This window comes from Psychrobacter sp. PAMC 21119 (assembly GCF_000247495.1).
GTDB classification, from domain to species: domain Bacteria; phylum Pseudomonadota; class Gammaproteobacteria; order Pseudomonadales; family Moraxellaceae; genus Psychrobacter; species Psychrobacter glaciei.
The window spans coordinates 1-21,424 of record NZ_AHVZ01000029.1 but is presented as its reverse complement, the minus strand read 5'-3'; the positions used below and the strand labels follow the sequence as shown (position 1 = coordinate 21,424).

Annotated in this window: 15 protein-coding genes; 2 read left to right on the top strand and 13 right to left on the bottom strand. The window is 37.1% G+C overall.

All coding sequences use genetic code 11. The annotated features are described in order from the left end of the window. Window positions 1-174: 174 nt before the first annotated feature. The 4 genes from RH96_RS10790 to RH96_RS10775 form a co-directional block, all read right to left on the bottom strand. Entirely contained in the window at window positions 175-1,521 is a 1,347-nt protein-coding gene (locus RH96_RS10790; RefSeq protein ID WP_010200843.1) for a UDP-glucose/GDP-mannose dehydrogenase family protein, read from the bottom strand. 47 nt (window positions 1,522-1,568) lie between these two features. Beyond that, complete coding sequence (pgi, locus tag RH96_RS10785) at window positions 1,569-3,236, bottom strand: glucose-6-phosphate isomerase (protein WP_010200841.1); 1,668 nt, start codon at window positions 3,234-3,236, stop codon at window positions 1,569-1,571. 3 nt (window positions 3,237-3,239) lie between these two features. Beyond that, on the bottom strand, window positions 3,240-4,112 hold the full coding sequence (locus RH96_RS10780) for a UTP--glucose-1-phosphate uridylyltransferase (RefSeq protein ID WP_010200840.1): 873 nt from the start codon (window positions 4,110-4,112) through the stop codon (window positions 3,240-3,242). A 70-nt stretch (window positions 4,113-4,182) separates the two neighbouring features. Then, window positions 4,183-5,163 carry a glycosyltransferase gene (locus RH96_RS10775; RefSeq protein WP_010200839.1) on the bottom strand — a complete coding sequence of 327 codons (981 nt, stop codon included), beginning with the start codon at window positions 5,161-5,163 and terminating at the stop codon, window positions 4,183-4,185. Between the two features lie 114 nt (window positions 5,164-5,277). Between RH96_RS10775 and RH96_RS10770 the strand changes: the two genes are divergently transcribed. Beyond that, window positions 5,278-6,606: a right-handed parallel beta-helix repeat-containing protein gene (locus RH96_RS10770; protein WP_010200837.1), complete on the top strand. Its 1,329-nt coding sequence runs from the start codon at window positions 5,278-5,280 to the stop codon at window positions 6,604-6,606. 93 nt (window positions 6,607-6,699) lie between these two features. Further along, the gene (locus RH96_RS10765; protein WP_010200827.1) at window positions 6,700-7,149 is read left to right on the top strand and encodes a hypothetical protein; all 450 of its coding nucleotides are present in this window, start codon (window positions 6,700-6,702) and stop codon (window positions 7,147-7,149) included. Between the two features lie 59 nt (window positions 7,150-7,208). Here RH96_RS10765 and RH96_RS10760 read toward each other — a convergent pair whose 3' ends face one another. The 9 genes from RH96_RS10760 to wecB all read right to left on the bottom strand — a co-directional run bounded on the left by RH96_RS10760 (window position 7,209) and on the right by wecB (window position 21,273). Further along, complete coding sequence (locus tag RH96_RS10760) at window positions 7,209-7,985, bottom strand: hypothetical protein (protein ID WP_010200826.1); 777 nt, start codon at window positions 7,983-7,985, stop codon at window positions 7,209-7,211. Then, window positions 7,982-8,974 (bottom strand): hypothetical protein, encoded by a 993-nt coding sequence (locus RH96_RS14645; RefSeq protein ID WP_010200825.1) that lies wholly within the window; start codon window positions 8,972-8,974, stop codon window positions 7,982-7,984. Before RH96_RS14645 ends, RH96_RS10760 begins: the two co-directional genes overlap by 4 nt. A gap of 15 nt (window positions 8,975-8,989) precedes the next feature. After that, window positions 8,990-10,846: a heparinase II/III family protein gene (locus tag RH96_RS10750; RefSeq protein WP_010200823.1), complete on the bottom strand. Its 1,857-nt coding sequence runs from the start codon at window positions 10,844-10,846 to the stop codon at window positions 8,990-8,992. 13 nt (window positions 10,847-10,859) lie between these two features. Further along, window positions 10,860-13,334 (bottom strand): glycosyltransferase family 4 protein, encoded by a 2,475-nt coding sequence (locus RH96_RS10745; RefSeq protein WP_010200821.1) that lies wholly within the window; start codon window positions 13,332-13,334, stop codon window positions 10,860-10,862. Between the two features lie 197 nt (window positions 13,335-13,531). After that, the gene (locus tag RH96_RS10740; protein WP_010200819.1) at window positions 13,532-14,386 is read right to left on the bottom strand and encodes a glycosyltransferase; all 855 of its coding nucleotides are present in this window, start codon (window positions 14,384-14,386) and stop codon (window positions 13,532-13,534) included. A 145-nt stretch (window positions 14,387-14,531) separates the two neighbouring features. Beyond that, a complete protein-coding gene (locus RH96_RS10735; RefSeq protein WP_010200818.1) occupies window positions 14,532-16,526 on the bottom strand; it encodes a heparinase II/III-family protein in 1,995 nt (664 codons plus the stop codon). A gap of 14 nt (window positions 16,527-16,540) precedes the next feature. Next, window positions 16,541-18,823 carry a glycosyltransferase gene (locus RH96_RS10730; protein WP_010200817.1) on the bottom strand — a complete coding sequence of 761 codons (2,283 nt, stop codon included), beginning with the start codon at window positions 18,821-18,823 and terminating at the stop codon, window positions 16,541-16,543. 25 nt (window positions 18,824-18,848) lie between these two features. Then, window positions 18,849-20,093 carry a UDP-N-acetyl-D-mannosamine dehydrogenase gene (gene wecC / locus RH96_RS10725; protein ID WP_010200816.1) on the bottom strand — a complete coding sequence of 415 codons (1,245 nt, stop codon included), beginning with the start codon at window positions 20,091-20,093 and terminating at the stop codon, window positions 18,849-18,851. A 34-nt stretch (window positions 20,094-20,127) separates the two neighbouring features. Beyond that, entirely contained in the window at window positions 20,128-21,273 is a 1,146-nt protein-coding gene (gene wecB / locus RH96_RS10720) for a non-hydrolyzing UDP-N-acetylglucosamine 2-epimerase (RefSeq protein WP_010200815.1), read from the bottom strand. Between the last annotated feature and the right edge of the window lie 151 nt (window positions 21,274-21,424).

Here is a 21,424-nt window from a genome sequence, read left to right as displayed (position 1 = left end):
TTGTCAATATGTTCATATTTGCGGCAATTTCTTCCTTGTTTGGCTGCAATTTTTCTCATTTTAAGCCTCACAATCTAAATGATGACACGCCCTAATACGCCTTACTTAAAATCAAAAAAAGCTCGCTAATAATAATCAGCGAGCTTTTTTAGCAATAAACAAACTTAAATAGAACTATTTAGACCGACCAATACCTAAATAGTCACCCACTAAACTATCTATCTGCGAGCGTGTCATTACATTTTGTGCATCAAATACTGGCATCGCCTGTTGATTAAGCTTGGCAATATCTAGTTGATCTTGTGGCGACCAACTAACGATAAAAACAGCCTGTGCGGCATTTAGCTGCTGATAAGGAGTATTAATCAATTGCAGTAATGGTTGCTGCTGATAAAGCGCGGCAAGTTCATCTTGTGCTTTATCGCTATACACCAAAGTACGAATATTATAAGACCACAGCAATGCTAGTAATGGATGTATGGCTGAGCCTGCAGTACGTCCAGAGCCTGATTTATAACTACCGCCCCAAATCATCACCGTTTTATTATCAATAAAGCCATCAAAATATTGCCAGAATTTACGGAATATCAGCTCTTTTTGGTCTTCATTGATGTGCATGACTGACTGTAACAGCGGCATATCTAAACTATGACTCACGCTCGACTGCTGTAATTTAGCCAGCTCGGTCGGCAATGTATTGCCTCCAAAGCCCCAGCCTGCTTGCAGATAGCTGCTGCCGACACGCTCATCTAGCCCCATAATACGACTGACTTGCTTGATATCAACATGCTGACTGTCAGCCAAGCGTGACATCTCATTCATAAAACTCACTCGCGTCGCGAGCATCGCCATAATACTGCTACGGGCAAACTCTATCGTTGCGATATCAGCATGATGAGCGGCATGCGCATGCTGCATTAACGGCTTCAATACCTCTAGATGCTGGCTACTGTTGACTGTTTTTTCACCGAGTAACCACAATGCAGGGTTCAACATCGAGCTATAAGCATCACCGTCTTGCAAGAATACAAACGGCACATAATATACCCACGCGCGCTGCAAATTCTGAGCGAGTACTGAGACAATCCCTAGTTTCTCAATGCCACTCATAATCACAGGCAGCGCCTGTTGATGACTGTGGTTGAATGCGGTAATCCAGCTGGCTTCTGCCCATACTGGCTTGATACTGTCTAAAAACAACCAATAAAGTGCCACAATGCTCTGAGTATCCGCTTCGTCATGACCTACTGATTCATAGCCTTTTATTAATGTATCAGCACTATCTGGCAACGCTTTACTGAGAATGATTTGCTGCTGCTCATACATTTGCCATAGCGCTTGCAAGTGATGCTCAAAGCTATATTGCTGCAACTGCTGCTCTAGCATCGCTACGTCTGCATATAAATGAACAGTCTGACCCAAGCTTGCCAGCACCACGGCACTGGTAATGGCCTCAATACTATGACCAACGAGCACGCAGACGGACGGTTTTTTACATTTATGACTCAGTTCATCTGACATAGAACGACCTTTCAATATTTTATATTAATATCAGTATGCGAGTAACGTTAAGACCAACGCTTGATATGCTTTAATAGTTGATCAGTAGAGGTATCAAATTGACCGCTTACCTCTTGCTGCATGGCTTGATGTACAGATTCTGCCATCTGCTTGCCCATCTCAACGCCCCATTGATCAAACGGGTTAATATCCCAGATACTGGCCATGACATATACCTTGTGTTCATAAAGCGCAACCAGCGCCCCTAAACTATGCGGAGTCAACTCCTCAATGAGCAACGTGGTTGAAGGCTGATTGCCACGGTAGTATTTATATTTTTCCGCAGCAGACGCTACTTGTACCTCAGACTCTTGGAGCGCAGCATTACCAAAGGCCAGCACTCGACTTTGTGCCAAACAGTTGGCTAAAGACAGCTCATGCTGCTGTTGTAATGGCGCATTTTTCATCTGACCACTATAACGACGCACACAAGCAATAAAGTCACAAGAAACCTGCTGTGTGCCTTGATGTAACAACTGATAGAAGGCATGCTGAGCATTGGAGCCAATTTCACCCCATAGAATCGGGCAAGTATCATAGTCAATATGATCGCCATGTTGGGTGACGGACTTACCGTTACTCTCCATCTCTAACTGAGTTAAGTAGCTTGGCAAATAGCTGAGACGACCATCATACGGCAGTACGGTATGGGCATTCACCTGTAAAAAGGTACTGTTCCAAACAGCAAGCAGCCCTAATAATACCGGTAAGTTCTCTGAAAAATCAGCTTGCGCAAAGTGCTCGTCCATACTATGCGCACCAGCTAATAATGCTTTAAAACCAGGCATACCAATACGAATAGCGATCGCCAGTCCAATCGCTGACCATAAAGAAAATCGACCGCCAACCCATTCCCAAAGCTGTAGCTGATGCTCTGGATGAATACCCCAAGTACTCATTTTTTCACTATTGGCCGATATGCCAATAAAGTGACGACGTAGCACACTGTCTTCCGTACCTGCACGCAGTTTGGCAGTGGCAAGCAGCCATGACAAAGCTGTCTTCGCATTAGATAACGTATCAACCGTACCAAATGATTTGGACGAGATAATAAATAAGGTTGTCTCAGGATTAAGATGCTTGAGCAGATTATCAAGCTGAGTACCGTCCATGTTGGAGACGAAATGTACTTCAATGTCTGTATCTGCCCACTCGTCAAGTGCAGTAGTCGCCATGAGCGGTCCAAGATCAGAGCCACCGACGCCAATATTAACGACATCCGTGATGGCTTGACCCGAAAATCCACGCCATGTACCGTTGCGGACACGTTCAGATAAGCGCGCTACTTGTGAAAGACTATGATGGACGTCAACGACGACATTTTGGTCACCAATTTTCAGCTCTGCCGTCTCGGGCAAACGTAGTGCCGTATGCAAGGCTGCTCGCTCTTCACTGGTATTCACCATCGCGCCTTGCATGAGTGCATCAATCCGTGTGGACAGTTCACAACTATCTGCTAGCTGTAATAACTTTGCTAATACCTGCTCATCAATACATTGCTTGCTATAGTCCATATATAGCGCACCAGCTTGCATACTAAAGCGCGTTGCACGATTATCATCTTGCGCAAACAAGGCTGCCAGTGACCACGGCTGCTTAGCAAGCGTTTGCAATTGCTGCCAGTATGTAGAGTTTCGAGCACTGTTGTAAGCGGTATCGCCCTTTATCTCATTCATCAGCTATTCATCGACTGCTAATTGCCGCTCGGCAAAATAGATAAACGCCTGCATATATGAACGCATGTCACCAGCATCATAGCTGTCACCACGCATGGTTGTGACATTGACGCCGTATTTGCTAATCAAGGCATCAATAGCATCGGTCAGCTGAATTTCACCACCGACCGAGGCTTTGGTATTGGCCAAATAGTCAAAGATTTGATTGCTAAAGACATAACGACCAACGACTGCCAATTTAGAAGGTGCATCGGCTAAGTTGGGCTTTTCTACAAATCCTGCGACTTTAAAGCTAGTATTAGTATCTGATTGCTCATCAATCTCAATAGCGTCGCTCAGCTTAGCAATACCATATTTATGCACATCTTCATCGGCAACATTATCGACTAATATTTGTGAATGATTGTCTTTGCTAAAAGCATCAATCATAAACGCTAAATTATCAGCAGCCATATCGCCAGTAAATGGATCAAGCACGACATCTGGAAGCAGAACGGCAAAGTCATGCTCACCGATGATTGGTCGAGCAGCGAGTACCGCATGGCCAAGCCCTAAAGCTTTACCCTGACGTATCATCGAAACTGTCACATCGTCTGGTAACCAGTTTAAGCTATCCGCCAGCGCTTCTTTGCCTTTGTGGCGTAATTGATTATCTAATTCAGCATTAACATCAAAATAGTTTTCAATCGCACTTTTTTGCGCATGACCGACCAAGACGATATGCTTGATACCCGCAGCGATTGCCTCTTCGACCACATAGTGAATAGCGGGACGATTACCAAGCGGTAACAGCTCTTTTGGCACAGATTTAGACAATGGCAACATACGTGTGCCAAAGCCTGCGACAGGGATAACAGCGTGAGTAATTTTTTTCATAGTTTTTTAGCTATTTAAAAAGATGAAAGGAATATAAATAAGCGTTAGAAACAATAACGTATTGAAATGACTATAGCTCAATAAACTCAACGATGTTCTTAATCCATTTATCGTAATTATAATTTTGCAATACATGATTGCTAGCATAGCGCATCATTTCTATCTGCTGTGTAGTATAACCTCTAGATAATTGTGCAAATAATTCATCTGCTTGCTCCTTACTATCAATAACTTCACACATACCTTCAAAGCGGGTACTGACCGACAAGCTAGGATTGGTCACTGCCAGTCGCCCACAAGCCATAATTTCAATCAGACGACGGGAGAACATACTGGGGGAGTCAGTCACGGTATTGACATTCAGACAATGCGAGTATTGCCTAAAAAGCTTACCCGTCTGGTCATAAGGCACGGCAGGCTTGATAGTCATATTCGATAGGTCAGGATAGCGATAGACATCAGACTTACGATCAGAGTTACGATCGACGATGGTCAGTCCATGAGGAGAAGCTGAAGTAAATACCATATCCTGCCATTGCTGGCGCGCATTGTGAATATGATGACTATAGCTGCCAACAAATAAACTCTGGTTATAATGAGGGGGCAAGGAAGTTGGATGATGAAACTTAGGCTGCACTGCAAATGGTAGCACCCCTACTTTCACGCTATTACCTAATATAGCGCGGTAGCGCTTAACACAGTTTTCATCAACGGTTAGCACGTACTTAAATAGACTGGCAGAGTCAATGAAACGGTTAAAGTGAGCACCGTCTTCTTTATTCCAAAATACAGCAGGAATATTATGTTTATCTGCCAGTTCTAACAGTTTACGCAGTTCAACATTATTACGTTCAGGATAATCAGGATAATTAGCAATTTTGTAACGCCATTTGTCTTTATAACCGCGCCATGCTGATTCTACTAAGATGAAGTCAGGTTTACGTTTTCGCCAAAATTGGTACTGTAATTTATATTCGAGTAGTTTGACAGAATCTACCATGCTTAAGGATTGAGAGGTCAATTCATCACTAATTAGTGCTAGCTTTAACAAAGTATTAGGCCTATATTTTAAGTTTATATTTTTTAATTTTAGATAGTGACAGAACTAGCATATTTGTATTTGTTTTAGAATTCTATCAGATTAGAACTATTTTGGAGAAACTGTTTGCAAAGACGTCATTTTGGTAAAGGCTTATTAGGTTTTGCAATATTAGCCAATAGTGCTTATACAAAACCTTCATTAGCTCTACAAAGCTCCCTATCTGTACGGCAATTTGGAGTAGTTGCAGACGGAACTACAGATGATAGTGAGGCCGTACAAGTGGCTTTCAATCAAGCAGCTAAGACAAAGCAGTCTCTTTTTTTCCCTTCTGGGATTTATCTAGTATCCGGTATAGATATAAAAGGGGTTTCTTTTTCTGGTGATCAAGCTTGTATTATGAGCAATCAAGATACAAACCATCGTTACCTCATGTTTGACTCATCAACGAACGCTATTGAAATATCAAATATTGCTTTCGATGGTAAGACTACGGTTCAGTCCAAAAAATCCTATCAAGTTGCTTTAAGGTTCGAAAATAACAAGCAAATTGAGCTAAACAATATAGATGCGCACAATTTTAAAAACAACGTGGCTATATTCGAACAAGGAACTTCACACAATGTAGTGCGAGGTGGCATTATCAAGGACTGCCAAAGCAATAATATTTACTCCTTCAAAGGGCAATATAATCAAGTATATGGTGTCAGCTTTTTACATTGTAAAGAGCATGTTATCAGGTTTGGACGCTTCAACTCTGACAAGGACAAAGATTCCGGTCGTTACAATATAGTGGATGCTTGTGTCTTTGAACACGTTGGTAATGACGCTATTTTATATGAGCTTAATTCTGGCAAAGGCATTATAAAAGGATGCATAGGTCATCATATTCGCTCACTTGTAAAAGCAGAAACGTCATCAGAAGCTGAATTACCCGAGCAAAAATCTCGTGATATTCACGTTTTAAACAATTACATCGATCAAACCATTGAAGAGAAAGGAGCCTGTATTAAACTAAATGGGGCAGAGCATTGTATGGTTGCTAATAACACCGTCATAGGTTTCTATGATGGTGTTTCCGCTGGCTCGTCTAGTATCATCGCTGATAATATCATCCGTGATACTGAACATGTTTCTATACGTTGTAATGGCGATCATATGATTATTAAAAGCAACCAGATTATTAAGGCATCTTATGGATGTATGGCTAATAAAACGGAGTTCAATTACTTAACCATCACTGATAACCACTTACAACACTGTAAAGAGTATGCGATTTCGCTAGCTTCCTCTAACAATATCATTAAAAATAATATTATTACACACTCTAAAGTGGCTATCCGACTTACTAAAGAAGCTGAACATAATAAGGTCACTAACAATACAGGTTCAAATAACGATAGAAATATTAGAAAAGGTAATACTACTAATACATTTAATGAAAATTTTAAATAGTGACTTATTTTATTAAATTAATTTAATGGAGACTCATTATGACAATAGCATCATTGCCTATCGAAGCAAAACTAGGTTTATAAAGAACTCATAATGCGAGCCTTTCCTAAAAAGTGTGCGCGAGTTATACAGATAAGAGTTCCCGGTGTAGGCCATAGTATACCTAGCCACCTTACTAAAATTGACGCTCTAGATCTGATGTTAAATAGTATTGTGACAGACAGTTATCATTCATCTAAATCAAAAAATTTTAAGACATTAAAAAAACGTCGTAACTATATAGGCTATCATCGGTTTATGTCGAGCCTTAACCCACAGATGACTGAAGCTAGAGAACGTATCGTCATGAAATACTGCCTAACTATGTTACGCGATAAATACCCAGAGTCTAGACATGAATCTTTCTTCTTTGGAGATGCGAGTAACCTTTATGCTTTTTATAATCGAAACATAGCTTTAACCTTTATAAAAAAAGCAGCCACGCTAAAGCCTGACTGCCCTAAGATAAATAAAAGATTAAATGCTCTGTTACCAGCTGATTAATTATTTTCATCTACTTTTGTTCTGTAGTCTAAAACGTACATCAGTATAATTTTGTTCAGTTATAATAAAATTTCTGGGTGCTTTTCTTTTAACTGAGCCAGCTTATTTAAGTCGCCAGCTCTCAGATAAGCTTGATAGCTATTCTCTACTACTGCTTTAGACTCATCTAGTTGAAGCGCTTTGTTGGCAAAAACTGATTCGATACTTGTTCCTTCTTCCGCAATGGCTCCTATTGCACGACTTGCTCTAATAAGTAGTACCGCCTTTACCCTGTTATTAAAGCGAGTGTCGTTTTCTATAGCGAATATTAAAGTATCAACACCATAACGACGATATAAGCGCTTAAAATACATTTTTTGTTCTGACAAATCTTCCGTTGGTATAGATTCAGAATATTCTTTAATGTTATTTGCTATTTTCTGGTATTGATACTGTTTCTGATACTCTTCTATGAAGGCTTCAATATCGACGTCGTCTTTATTGTTATCGACTAATTGCTGCTTAATCAGAGCATACTGTTTGTGAGGTTCTACAGACTGCTCCTCATAATAATAGTGCAGATAGGACAAACACTTTAAGGCTTCATGAGTATTATCTAATTCGATATAAAATAAAGCTGACATACGATAGACACTCTCATGTCTACTCAAATCAAAAGCAATATCTGGTAGATAGCTTAATGTCTCATTGGCTGATTTCTTTGCCAGTTCACGACCAGCTTTTAATAAGTTATAGGCTTGAACTCTTGGATTTTTTTCTTCGTTATTTTGATTTAAATAAGTTATCAAACCATAGATACCAAATATCTGGAAACTGGACTCTAATTTTGAATTCATTCTTGAGCTACCTCACTATTAATAATTTCTTTGACTGATTTTTCTAAAAAAATTGGATAGTGAACTGCCAACTCTTCATGAGTATCATAATCACCAAAATCCCATTTCACATTACTTATCTCTAGCGTATCGGCCCATTTCATAAAAGGAATAGCATGCTCAGCATAGTGTGGCTCCCCTTTACCAACGTGTATCATAGTATTAGGAAATGGTCTTTTAGCTTTTTCTAAAACTTTATACATAAGGTTGTTGGCGTATTCTTTTTTAGTCGAACTACCAAATATCTTTTCGAATATAGCTGGACGTATTGAGTCTTTTGAATTTACGCATAAATAGTCCCCCAGCATTGTCTGCGGACCACCAACTATGATATGGCCTACGCCATACTTATAACCATGGTATAGTCCCGCAAAACCTCCTTTGCTTGAACCGATAAATATTACATTTTCTTTACTGATATTAAGATGTTCAACATAATTATCGATAAGTAGCTGTACTAAGCTTTCTACATTTATTGGGTTTCTTTCGTTAAGATAATAGCTAGAATGGGTTTTTTCATCTAAGCCGTAATCGTCTTTGATATATAAACGGTGCGCATTAATACCATTTAAAGTACGTATATAATTATAACTGGGAGTATTCTGGATAGCTTGAAAACCTACTATTAAGTACTTTGAAGCACTTAATGAAGGGTAAAAAACATATTTTAGTCCCGCTTCATTTATTTGTTCAGGAACTAAAAATCGATAGCCACTATCATGGTCTTTCCACTTGGTTTCTTTACCACTGTCATCAAGAACTTGATACTTGTATTTAAAATCGAAATGACTACCCAAATCTTTATGGCTAATATGGTACTTAGCATAGGGATCAATGACTTCAAAATGTATAAAAATTTTTTTCTGATTGTCGTAAATAGCTAAGCGTGTTAATTCTATTATCCCTCTTTCATTATAAGGATCAAAGCTATAAAGTCCGTTAACATCCATATTAATTCCTATAAATCAAATATTTACTTGATACTCAACTTTTAAGTCTTGGTCTACCTTTCTATTTAACGTCAAAATATGTTTACCTGCGCTATCAGACCAAGTACATGTTAAATTACGACCTGAAATACTGACCTGATTCTTACTGACATCAATAGTAGGCAACCCGTTAAAACTTAGAAGGGTAGCTATTGATCCTGTTGCCGATTCCTCTAACTTATAGTTAATAGAGTCTACAGGAATGAACTCCCTTTCCGCAGGTGAAAACCAACCTTGCAATCTAGGCTCTTCTATACCATTCTTAACTTCAGAACCAGTAACCCCTTCTAATAAATCAGCTACATAAAGTTCATTCTTATCATCGAGTTTGGCAACATAGTTATTATCTCTTTGAACCAACTCTATTTCTGGTGCAAAATTAAACCATTGACGTACATCATGCTTTTCATCTAAGTTATCTTTAAACCAATCAAATACAATTAGCCATTGATTTGGCATATATACAAGCACCCTTGCATGACGGACACTTTTAAAATGTTTACATTCAGTTTCTAATATAGTTAATCCATTAGCATATTGTTTATGACGTCCAATAGCACTTCCGTAGGGTTTCGCTCCTTTGCGAGGATAGTTCTTCTCATCAAACTCTAACGTATTATGAGCGCGCGTAGATTCGCAATATAGTCTGTTAGGGTGAGTATACCAATAACCCTGTTTCCATAGCTCTGACCCCATTTCAGCTTTGCCAATATAACCATATCGACCTGCATCAATAAGTATGTTATGCCCTTTCTCATACCAAACAAAACTCAAGTCGTCTGCATGTTTATGAGTTCTTGAATGGAAAGCAGCAGTTTGCGCCAAATAACTATAAGTATCATACTTGCCACTGTCCTCTTTTTGATTGAACCTAGCTATATAATAACCCCCCTTTTCAAATACCTTTAAAGTCTCTTTAGATAGATTACCTATTTCGCCATTTGTAACCACAAACTGCATCGCACTTGTTTGCCATTTGGCTTTTGCTATCTTAGGTTTACGTGCTACTGATCGCCAATCTGAGTCGCCAAAATTCAATAGTCTTTGATTAGGCAATACAAACCAAGACAAAGCTTCTTCTATTTTTTTAGTATACTCAATTAGGTCATTATCTTCGATGAGACCAGCATTAATGACTCCAATCAAAGTGTCATAAACCATTCTATGATAGTCAGGTGAATGCTCTCGATGAACTCCAGACTCAGTAAATTGTTGGTTTAACATAATATGAAAACGACTTATTCCCGTCTCTAAAGCCAAAGCCATTTCTGATGAAACTTCTTTAAAACGTCGACCCATGGCAATCTGGCCTGATGCTTGATAATAGCCATGGTTAGTGTGGAAGGCAATATTTTCGTCATTCATCAAATACGAATGATGAATCATCAAAGCGCTCCAAAGCTTACTTTCATCATCCTTACTTAATATACCTAAGTTTTTCGCTGCATCTATAATATATGCCAATCGATATGCTCTGAGACCAACTGCCATATCATACCAAGCAAATTTAGAAAGCTCATCACTCGGTTCTGAACCATTTTTGATGTTTTTATCACACCAGTCTAATGCAATTTTAATGGCAGGTTCTAAAAAAACCGTATAAAGCTTAAAAGAAGAAGCCATCAATAAATTTTCTAACATATCCCAAGAATGTATATGAAAGTTCCAGCTACGTTCTTCCTCTGATTCTAATTTCCAATTTATATTCTTTCTTAAGTTAACTGGTGAGTAGTTTCTTCTAACCCACCCTTCCTCTAAATCCTTTAAGGCTTCTAAAGTTGTATTATTTATATCATGGGTTTTACTAGTGAGATTTTCATAAGGAATTAACATGTATAGTCTTCCATTAATTTTTAAATATACTGTGAATTATCTTAACAGCCTTTTCAGCCGTACGCTGCCAAGTACGTTCATTCTCAACGAATATACGTCCTTCCTCACCGTAGCCTAACCACTTTTCTGGATGATCAAGCAAGTATTTGAGTTGCACTACTAAGTCCTCTGTATTACCACGCTCAAACACTCGACCATTCACGTCATGAGTGATCATTTCCGTCAAAGCCTTATTGCTTGATACTAATACTGCCTTTTTCATTGAAAGTGCTTCTAAGGTTTTCATAGGAGGAACTATCTCGCATACTGGCCATGCTTTGCGAGGGAATGGAGCGATGTCAATCAGTGAGTAATATCGCTCAACTTGCTCAAAAGGTATTCTACCTGGCATGATCAGCCAATCCATAAATCCTGTATCTTGGGCAATTTTCTCTATCTGTTGTATGATGCTACCTTTGCCTTGCCCTGTCGCATTCTCATTGCCTACTATAAGTAATCTAAACTCATAGCCTAATTGCTTGAGTTTAGAACAAGCAAAAGCAAGATCATCAAGTCCTTCATAACTGACTAAGGTGCCAACATAACCTATCACAGGCACATCTAGGGGAATATTTAGCTCAGCAGCCAATTCTATATCTTTTGACATAAGGTTAAAGCGTTCGATATTACACGAGTTAGGTAATAAGGTGACTCTATCTTTAGTTGGTACACCTCTCGACTCTAATTCATCCACCATTCCTTGAGTAAGCGTAAATATATGATCGGCATGTTCTGCAACAACCGCTTCTAAGCGCTTTTCTACTTCGAACATAGGATCTTGTTCAAACTCAGGATACTTTGAAAGACGAGTTATTTCCCAAAAACCACGTATTTCGTAGATAAATGGAATGCCAAGAGTACGAGCAGCAAACATAGCAGGCATACCATCTAGATGGTTTGATGCTGCAATAATGAGAGCAGGTTTATCTACTTCAAAAGCTTGCTTATAACTTTCTACTGCTTTTAATATGTACTCATAATTTGAATAATCACGGCGAGAAGGTGATAATAAACGCTTATAGACAACATCATCTATGCGATCAGCTGGCGTTATATCTTCTATTTGGACTTGACTGATATCATGGGGGTAGCCAGGCCTAGTGATAGCATAGATGTCTAGACCTTGACCCTTCAACGCAGTAAGTAAACCATGTCCACGAGTGGCATAACCACCACTGGAATAAGGCAAACTGTTATGAATTACATAACAGATTTTACCCGGTGTAGGTTCATAAGCCATACTCTGCTGACGTTCAGGAACCTGACTGGCTAAGGTAATGAGATGCGAAGGTGTTGACCATAATAATTTACGCTGCCTTGATGTCGGGTTGTCTCCTGCGATCATACGTAAAAGAGCAATGATCTCCTCTAACTTGTCGTATTCAAGTGTACGCTGATAAGCAAAATAAACGTTACGCAGTGTGCTTTCACTTTTATCAAGGCTATAAGCATACGATGCTAACAAATTAGTGTCTTTTTCAAAATTTGCTGGACGAGAATTTGTATAGCTACGTACTATTTTGGCGGCTTTTAGTGCAAGTGTGGCCTTAGCTTTATTACTCAGTGTTTCACTATCTATAAGCTTTATAAGACTCTCAGCCCCATCTTTATTTAATATAGTAAGGACATACTCTTCAGTGTACTTATCATTAGGTATTTTATTATATTCAGAATCTAAATTAGTAGATTTTTTACTAACATTTTTTACTATACTGACCACATTGCCATTTAAGTCAATTTTATGTATGTGTTGCTCAAGTATAGATAGTAAATTATTCTTAAGTTTTACTATTTTTTCTTCTTCCACTTGGTATTTATTTTGAAGCTTTAAAATCGCTTGATTGGCTTCTACAATACTACCAGTATTTATACATACCCCTGTATGAGCCATTAAGGTATATCTGTCTTCATAAAGAGACAGAGCAATTTTACTCAAGACTTGTAAGCTTGAATTTTTAAAACCATTACTTTTTGCATGATTTATCAGTTGAATATATAGACGAGATTTATGCTTGTTATCTAACCCCATATATCTTGCTTCGAAAAAAGTAATCAAACTAGATATATCATTTCTTAGCAACAGAATTAAGCTCTCCTCAAAAAACTCTTCATCTGATTTCTCCAAGAAAATTTCTTTTGATTTAATGATAAGGTCCGAGTCAAACAGCTTCTCTTCCTTTACTGAATATTTATTTCCTAAAGTATCTAAATAAAAGAATTTTACGGAAATATTTAGACTAGTTGGGAGTGTTTTAAAAGTGTACGTACTTTCTGAAATATAACTTGATTTCTCAATAAGCATTTGATTTACATATAGATAGAAGGCATAGCTTATATCTTCTAATTTCTCAGTATTCGCAATAATTAGCCCACCTTCTTCGCTAATAGTTCTGCTCAAAGTTTCTGCTTGCGTTTCAAAATTTTTGGCTTCTATCTCTATTGCTTTCATTAATATTTATCCGCCTACAGAAAATAGTTTGATGTCTTAATATAGTAATAATACAAATTTACTGAAAAATTTAAATTAATATACATATACACATACATATATTTTAAAAAAATAAAAATATATGGTTCAGATAAAACGTTTTATATACCTTCCACTCATTTAAATTTCTTTAAAAAATATAAAATTCAGAAATACCATTAGATAGGATTTTTTTCATTATTTTGATATAAATTTTTACAGAACGGAAATTTATCATACAAGATTTTAGTATCGGTTGCAGGCTGTTTTCTTAGTTTGGCCTCACGTGCTTTATTATTAGAAGAATCTGAATTATTATGCATTGTCCTAATAAACATAAGCTCACGTGAATCAAGTATGATAGGAATATATAAATCTACCGTTACATGTTTACGAGCGTGATATATAGTTTTAATTTTTTCCGAGACGAAGCTCTTACTACTAGATCTATATATATTAAAATGGCTCAATCCAATAGCAACTTTTGGAGAATAGTAATCTACCACTTTCTCATAACAACCTGATTCAAAATCATAGAAACCTGCGTACCCATTTCCAAAACTTAAGCCGAATCCGACATTGTCCTCTTTGAAGTAGGGATCCATTTTCTCGAAGAAGTCATTTGCTAAGGCATCATCATCATCTAACCTTACAGTAGAAAATAAAACATCTTCTTGACTACTATCTAAGTTTTTCCATAAAAACCTATATGTATCAGATTTTTTTGAAGGTAAATAATCAATAGATATCCAATCATATTTAGCCACTATTTTTTCTAACTCTTCTTTATTCCAACTAGGTAAGTCCTGAGAGGTAATTATTACTACCTCTAGCCAGTCTGTGCTAGGAGATTTAGTTTGACTTATTAAACTTGGTAATGTTATTTTTTCAAATAATTCTAAACGCTGTTTCAATCTTTTAACATCAAAGAGTTTATCTCTATAAGTTTGCAAATCTTCATCTGCTATTTGCCAACCTTTCGAATTCTCGACTAATAGACTATATCTCACCAGCACGTATGTCATTTTTTTCATATAATTATCTCATAAACTATTATTTGGACTATAAAAACTGAGAACCAAATATCAAAAAGCTTAAATTATTCAATAAAATACTCTAATATAAAGAAATTATTTCCTTCTCGCTTTGCGTAATTTGACTTTTGTTTTCCAGATAAAATTAAGTCATTAGATACGCAAGTAGTTTTTTATCAGCTGTATATACTTTTTCATTCTTTAGTATTAAACCAGCCTGATCAGAGAGGTCATTATTAATTTTAAACCTAGTTAATATAACTAAATGATTATCTAATTTTGTAGAAATTTTTAATGTAGAAGTTGGTTCATATTTAAGATAATTTTTTGATACCCATCCAATAAGTTGATTTCTAGAATCATACCCTTTGTATAGATTCAAATTAACATCTTTGGCTGAAGTCATTGTTGATATCTCAATTATATTATCCAGAGAAACATGAGCTATAGCTTTAGCTTTAACGTCTCTTATATCAAGTTTTATGTCAGTATCGAAATGCCACCATTGACTAACATTTCTAGATTTTTTTTCATCAATATTTTCAAGTTCATCTATAATATATAGTTCTTCGCCTGGTTTATAGACCATTATTCTCTTATGTGTATAACCATTATCTTTGTGATTTACAAATCCTTTTACTATCCAAAAACCGCTTATACAACATGGCTGATCTTGAATGGCGCTTCCATAAGCATGCTCATTGGCACGCGCAGTACTTTTGCCATCTACTTCTATAGTATTATGAGCTCGTGTACTTAGAAAATACCTCCTATATTTATCACCCTTATATCCATACTTACCAGAATCTATAAGTATATCTTTGCCCTTCTCTTGTAATACAAGCGAAAGATCATCTGAGTGCTTATGAGTTTGACTATGGAATGCTCCTTGAAAGAATAGAAAAGCTGATTTTTCTATCGGTACTCTTTTTAAAGATCTAACTACAACATAGCCATCTAGCTTAGCGGCTATATAGTCATCATATTTAATATGCGACCATTTCTCTAGTTCTACGAATTCATCTTTCACTATCCTATTCGCAGAATCACCAATTGGTACACAGCGATTATCAGGAAAAACCAACCACGGTTTAGCATACTCTCCTAACTTAAGTACTTGTAATATATCTTCATCTAAATCAGACCACCAAGGTGAATTGACTATATTGGTGATTTTTTTATGAGTAAAGAAATGATAATCTGGCGAATCCTCTGTGTGTACGCCGCATGTTCCCAATTGAGAAGTGATTAACTTAGACATCCTATCATTTGCATAATTCTTTATATCTAACATGCTGTATGCGCCACTATCACAGCTATTTACCACATACGTCAAAATTTTTAACCCATGCAATTGGAAGAGTCCATGGTTGCCAAGATTTAATTCTTTAGGGTTACTTAAGTGCTTTAAGTGTTCATGCAACAAATAATCAAGTTCTTCAATTTGATGATCTAAATTTAATTCGGAACACTTCTTTAGATAATATCCAATCTTAAGTGCACGTAATCCTGTAGACATGTCGTACCATAACCATTTATCTTTGTTATTTTTCTCAAAACCCACCCAATCATTTATGACCTGAGAGATATAGTCTAAATCTTTAGCTTCTCCTCTATTAAGATAAGCGTCAAGCATACGCCAAGCATGTAATTGAAACATCCAGTTTCTATCATTGAAAGGATCTTCTAGCCACTCTATTGGTAAAGCTAATTTGTGAGGAACATTGTCGACTCTCGGTTGAAAACCTATACTTTCATAACTTTCAATTGCAGTGGGCTTTAATATCATTATTTCACAATTGCTTAAGCTGATATCATCAAATAGTTTTTCAGAGAATTCGTATCGTAAATTTTTAACAACTGGCACAGGTAAGACCTTTGTTGTTTTGACAATATGATTATCTTTATATCTAAAAAACACTTTGATCTTCAATTCGTCATATTCTATCCCGCGTACGTGGAAAATATGCTGATTATAGTTGTAACCACTCTTAGAAATTACTTCTTTGTTTTGATAAAGATAACAAGCACATTCCACATCTTGATTATTGGTGTAAATATTTACTTTAATTAAAAACCCATCATAACTAATATCTACTATGGCTGAATTACTAATTTCTATAACTTCTGACATTTCCATTGCTTTTCTCATTATTAGCGATCAGCGTCTAACATTAATTGGTCTTTAATAATCTCAGTAGTTTTGACCCAATTTCGCTCCTGTGCGACCCAGACTCGTCCGTTTTCACCTAAGGTATGTCTCAAAATTTTATTATCAATTAACAACTGCAGCTTATCAGCAAGGTCATTGATATTACCTTTTTCGAATACCAGTCCGGTCTTCTCTTCAACAATCATTTCTTTTAACGCTTGTACGCTCGAGACTAACACGGCTTTTTTCATGGCTAATGCTTCTAAAGGCTTCATCGGAGAAACTAGTTCGCATACTGGTTGAGGCTTTCGGGGAAACGGCGCAATATCTATAAGTGAGTAATAATTCTCAACGTCATCAAAGGGTATACGTCCTGGCATAATCAACCAATCAGCAAATCCATAAGTAGTAGCAATTTCACTAACCTTAGCAGTGATAGGACCTACTTCTTGACCTGATGCATTTTCATTTCCCACTAGCAAAAGTCTGAACTGTACACCTTTTAACTTGAGAAGAGCACAGGCCTCTGCCAAATCATCCAATCCTTCATACTGTACAAACGTACCTATATAGCCAATTACAGGAACATTACTTGGAATTCTAAGTTTCTCCACTAATTCCATACTACGCTCTTTTGGAATAAAATTTTCTGGTGAGCATGAATTTGGGACTAGTGAAATACTTTCATTTTCAACCCCTCTTTTTATCAATTCATCAACCATCGGTTGCGTCAGTGTGAAAACGTGATTAGCATGTTTCGCCGCTAAAGTCTCGAGCAAAACCTGTACAGTATAGGCAGGTTTTTTTTCAAATTCTGGCTCACGTGAAACTCGAGTAATTTCCCATAAGCCACGTACTTCATAATAAAATGGAATTCCTAATCTCTTTGCCGCTATAAGACTAGGGATAGCTGTAATATGATTAGACGCCGCTATAATATATTGAGGACGATACTCTAAGAATCGTTTTTCCAGTACGTTTGCAGCTTCTAACATGTAGTCATAAGGAGTCATTCCTCTACGTGATATCGATAAAGAACGTACATACTCGTACCCATCTATCATTTCAACTTCTGGTACATCTTCAGCATTCAGCTCATCTTTAATATCTAGTGGAAAACCTGGACGATTAATGACGACGACTTCAAAGCCATGGTTCTTTAACCCTTCACATACCCCAAAAGCTCTAGTAGCATAGCCACCGGAGGAATAAGGAAAACTATTATGAAGCACATATGCTACTCTCTTCGGAATAGAATCTACTTTAGTTTGAGGTTCGCTCGCGATTTGACTTTCTATCAATAAACTATAGGCAGGCGATTTATATATCTTTTCTAATAACAGCTTTTGCTTATCATCTGAAGATTTTTCTAAAATAGGTACAAGTTTTCTTAAAACTATTGCCGTATTACCAAAATCTTGGCTTCTCTGATAAGCCCATAAACTGGCTCTCAATGTTTTTTCACCTTGATCTATTTTCAAGGCTTCTTCACAAAAATATGTTTCTAGCGTTTTATCATGAGCAGATAATACTTTTGAGATTTTAATAAGTAAAAAGGCTCTATCAGTTTTTTTCATATGATAGGATTTTGACTTTATAAACTGTGCAAGTTTCTCTTTACCGTACTTAAAGTAAAACTCTAAAACTAATTCGGGAAATTTATCGGTATCGTAATCCAATAAATTCTCTTCATAAGCGATATCATAACCTTGTAGCTTATTTATCTTTTTTTCAGATAAAAGATAATCTAGTTTTTTCTTGAATAAATCTACTAATTCGAAATACTCCTTATCTTTCGTTCTATTTCCCTCTTTAAGGAGCATTTCTATAATTACCTCTAATTGATCTAGATCTCTTAGATGGTAATTACTCCATGCATATGCTTTTAGGTTTCTTTTGTTAGGCTTCAACTTAACAGACATACCCATTAAGGTTTTATAAAGATTAATATTCTGTTCTTTAACCGTAAGTGCATTATCATAAACTATATTAGATTTTTCTTTATTTGAAACGTCGTACCATTCCAGAAATTCTGTGACACCTAATAATCCATGCTTTTTATGTACGGTTATTAGTAATTTATTAAGTGGAATAGACTTAAGGGTTTTTTCGTAATTTAACTTCGGTTTTTTCCGAGTCTGACGGCTCTTAGCATCTTTTCTCAAATGATATAATTTCAGAGGTAACGTTAACGCTCCTTCAACCGTTTTAGCATCGATCAAAGCTTTACCTAAGCGGTAAGATATAGTTTGATATTCATTTTTAGCCGTCTTCTCATTTTTCATTTACATTACTCTTAAGTCTAGTTTTTTAAATAATGCCTACAGCATCTATAACTGCTACGCTATTTTTCAATGGCTCCTTTTTAAACTCGTTATGAGCAACCAAAATACCAATAATATCTGCTATTTCCATAGCTTCTGCTAAGGAAACAAGCTTACCTGACTCTAAATCTTTTGGTAGTGTTTCAATATTAGGCTCAACTAATAGAATATTAGCTGACTGGTTTTCAAGCATTTTTTTAGCGATAGTGACTGCTGGACTTTCGCGTAGATCGTCAATATCTGGTTTGAACGCAAGACCCAATAGTGCTACTGTCGGCTTTTCAACACCCTGAGACTTTAATCGATCGATTTGATCATTGATCTTACCAATGACCCAGTTAGGTTTATTATCATTTATTTCACGCGCTGATCGAATGATTTTAGCCTCTTCAGGGTTTTGATTTACAATGAACCATGGATCGACAGCAATACAGTGACCGCCTACGCCTGCACCGGGCTGTAAAATATTAACGCGTGGATGACGGTTTGCCAGTTCGATTAAATCCCAAACATTGATGTCTAATTTATCAGAGATAATAGATAACTCATTGGCAAAGGCAATGCTCACATCACGAGAGGCATTTTCTGTCAGCTTTGCCATTTCAGCAGTACGAGAATTTGTCTCTAATAAGTCTCCTTTTACAAAGATACGATATATTTCTTGTGCTTTTCTGGTCGACTCTTTAGTCATACCACCAATAATACGATCGTTTGAGATCAGCTCTTCTATGACTTTACCTGGCAATACACGCTCTGGGCAGTAAGCAACAAAAATATCAGCTTCGTTGTCAGGCTGATGATATTTTGGAAATGTTAAGTCAGAACGTTCTTTAGAAAGCCATTCAACCATCTTCTCAGTGGCACCAACTGGTGAAGTGGATTCTAATATTACCACGTCACCTTTTTCTAAAAGCGGTGCCAATGCTTTACTAACAGCCTGGATATAAGATAAATCAGGCTCGTGGTCATCACCTTTAAAAGGTGTTGGTACAGCAATAAGATAAGCATCTGAATGTACTGGGGTAAGGCTAGCTTTGAGAGTACCTTTACCGACTGCTTGTTTGACAATTGCTTCAAGACCTGGCTCTACAATGTGAATTTTCCCTTGATTGATTGTATCCACTGCATGCGGATTGATATCAACACCAACGACATTAGCGCCATGATGTGCAAACATAGCTGCTGTTGGCAAGCCGATATATCCTAGACCAAAAACACAAATACTCTTCATTTTTACCTCATTTAATCTATATATGTTTAGTTAGCTACTTCGAAGATTCGGAATTGTTAAAAAAGCTAACGATAGTATCCGATATACGTTGTGAGGCTTTACCGTCACCGTATGGGTTATGTGCTTCACTCATTTTCAAATAGAGTGCTTCATTTTCAATAAGATTACTAACTTCAGTGACTATAGTAGCATGGTGAGTACCTACTAGCTTAACAGTACCAGCTTCAACAGCCTCTTGGCGCTCAGTCGTTTCTCTCATTACTAATACTGGAATACCAAGTGAAGGAGCTTCTTCTTGAATTCCTCCAGAGTCAGTTAAGATAATATGACTGGTACTCATCAAATAAACGAATGGTAGGTAATCTTGCGGCTCAATCAGTTTGACATTATCGAGGCCTTGCAATAAGCGCTCAACAGGCTCTTTGACATTAGGATTCAAATGTACAGGGTAAACAAATTCGTAATCTGGATATTTTTGTGCTAGTTCTTGAATTGCCTGACAAATTGATTCAAATCCATCACCAAAATTCTCTCGACGATGCCCAGTAATTAATACACGACGCTTATTGAAATCCAGTTCTGAAAATCGCTGCTGCAAATCTTTCCTGAGAGACTCACTGGTTTCTAATTTATCTTTGACACCCAATAATGCGTCAACTACGGTATTACCAGTGACATAAATGAATTCAGGGTTATTATGTTCATCATACAGATGCTGAGCCGCTGTTTTAGTTGGCGCAAAATGTAGCTTAGTAATGATACTGGTTAGCTGTCTATTGGCTTCTTCTGGCCATGGAGAGTAAATATTATAAGTGCGGAGTCCTGATTCTACGTGTCCAATCGGTATTTGCTGGTAAAATGCTGCTTGAGCACCACATAATGTGGTTGAAGTATCACCATGAACTAATACTAAATCTGGTTTACACTCTTCTAGAATAGGTTCGAGAGCAATTAGCATTCTTGAACTGGCTTGAGTTAAACTTTGTCCTGACTTCATAATATCCAGATCATAGTCTGGAGTTATTTCAAATAGCGACAGTACCTGATCAAGCATTTCACGATGTTGTGCTGTCACACAAACTAATGATTTAATATTAGGATTCGCTTCTAAAGCTTTCACCACTGGTGCCATTTTGATGGCCTCTGGACGAGTGCCAAAAATACTTAGTACTTTTATCATAAGGATCTCTTATTGGTTTCGATATATTTTAAATACAGACTAGTTTTTTGCGTCATAACCGTTTGAATTAATGATCTGCCAACCCCAAGTTTCTCGACACACATCAGTAAATGATAGTTTGCTGAGACTGCCAAGGCACACAGGGGATAGG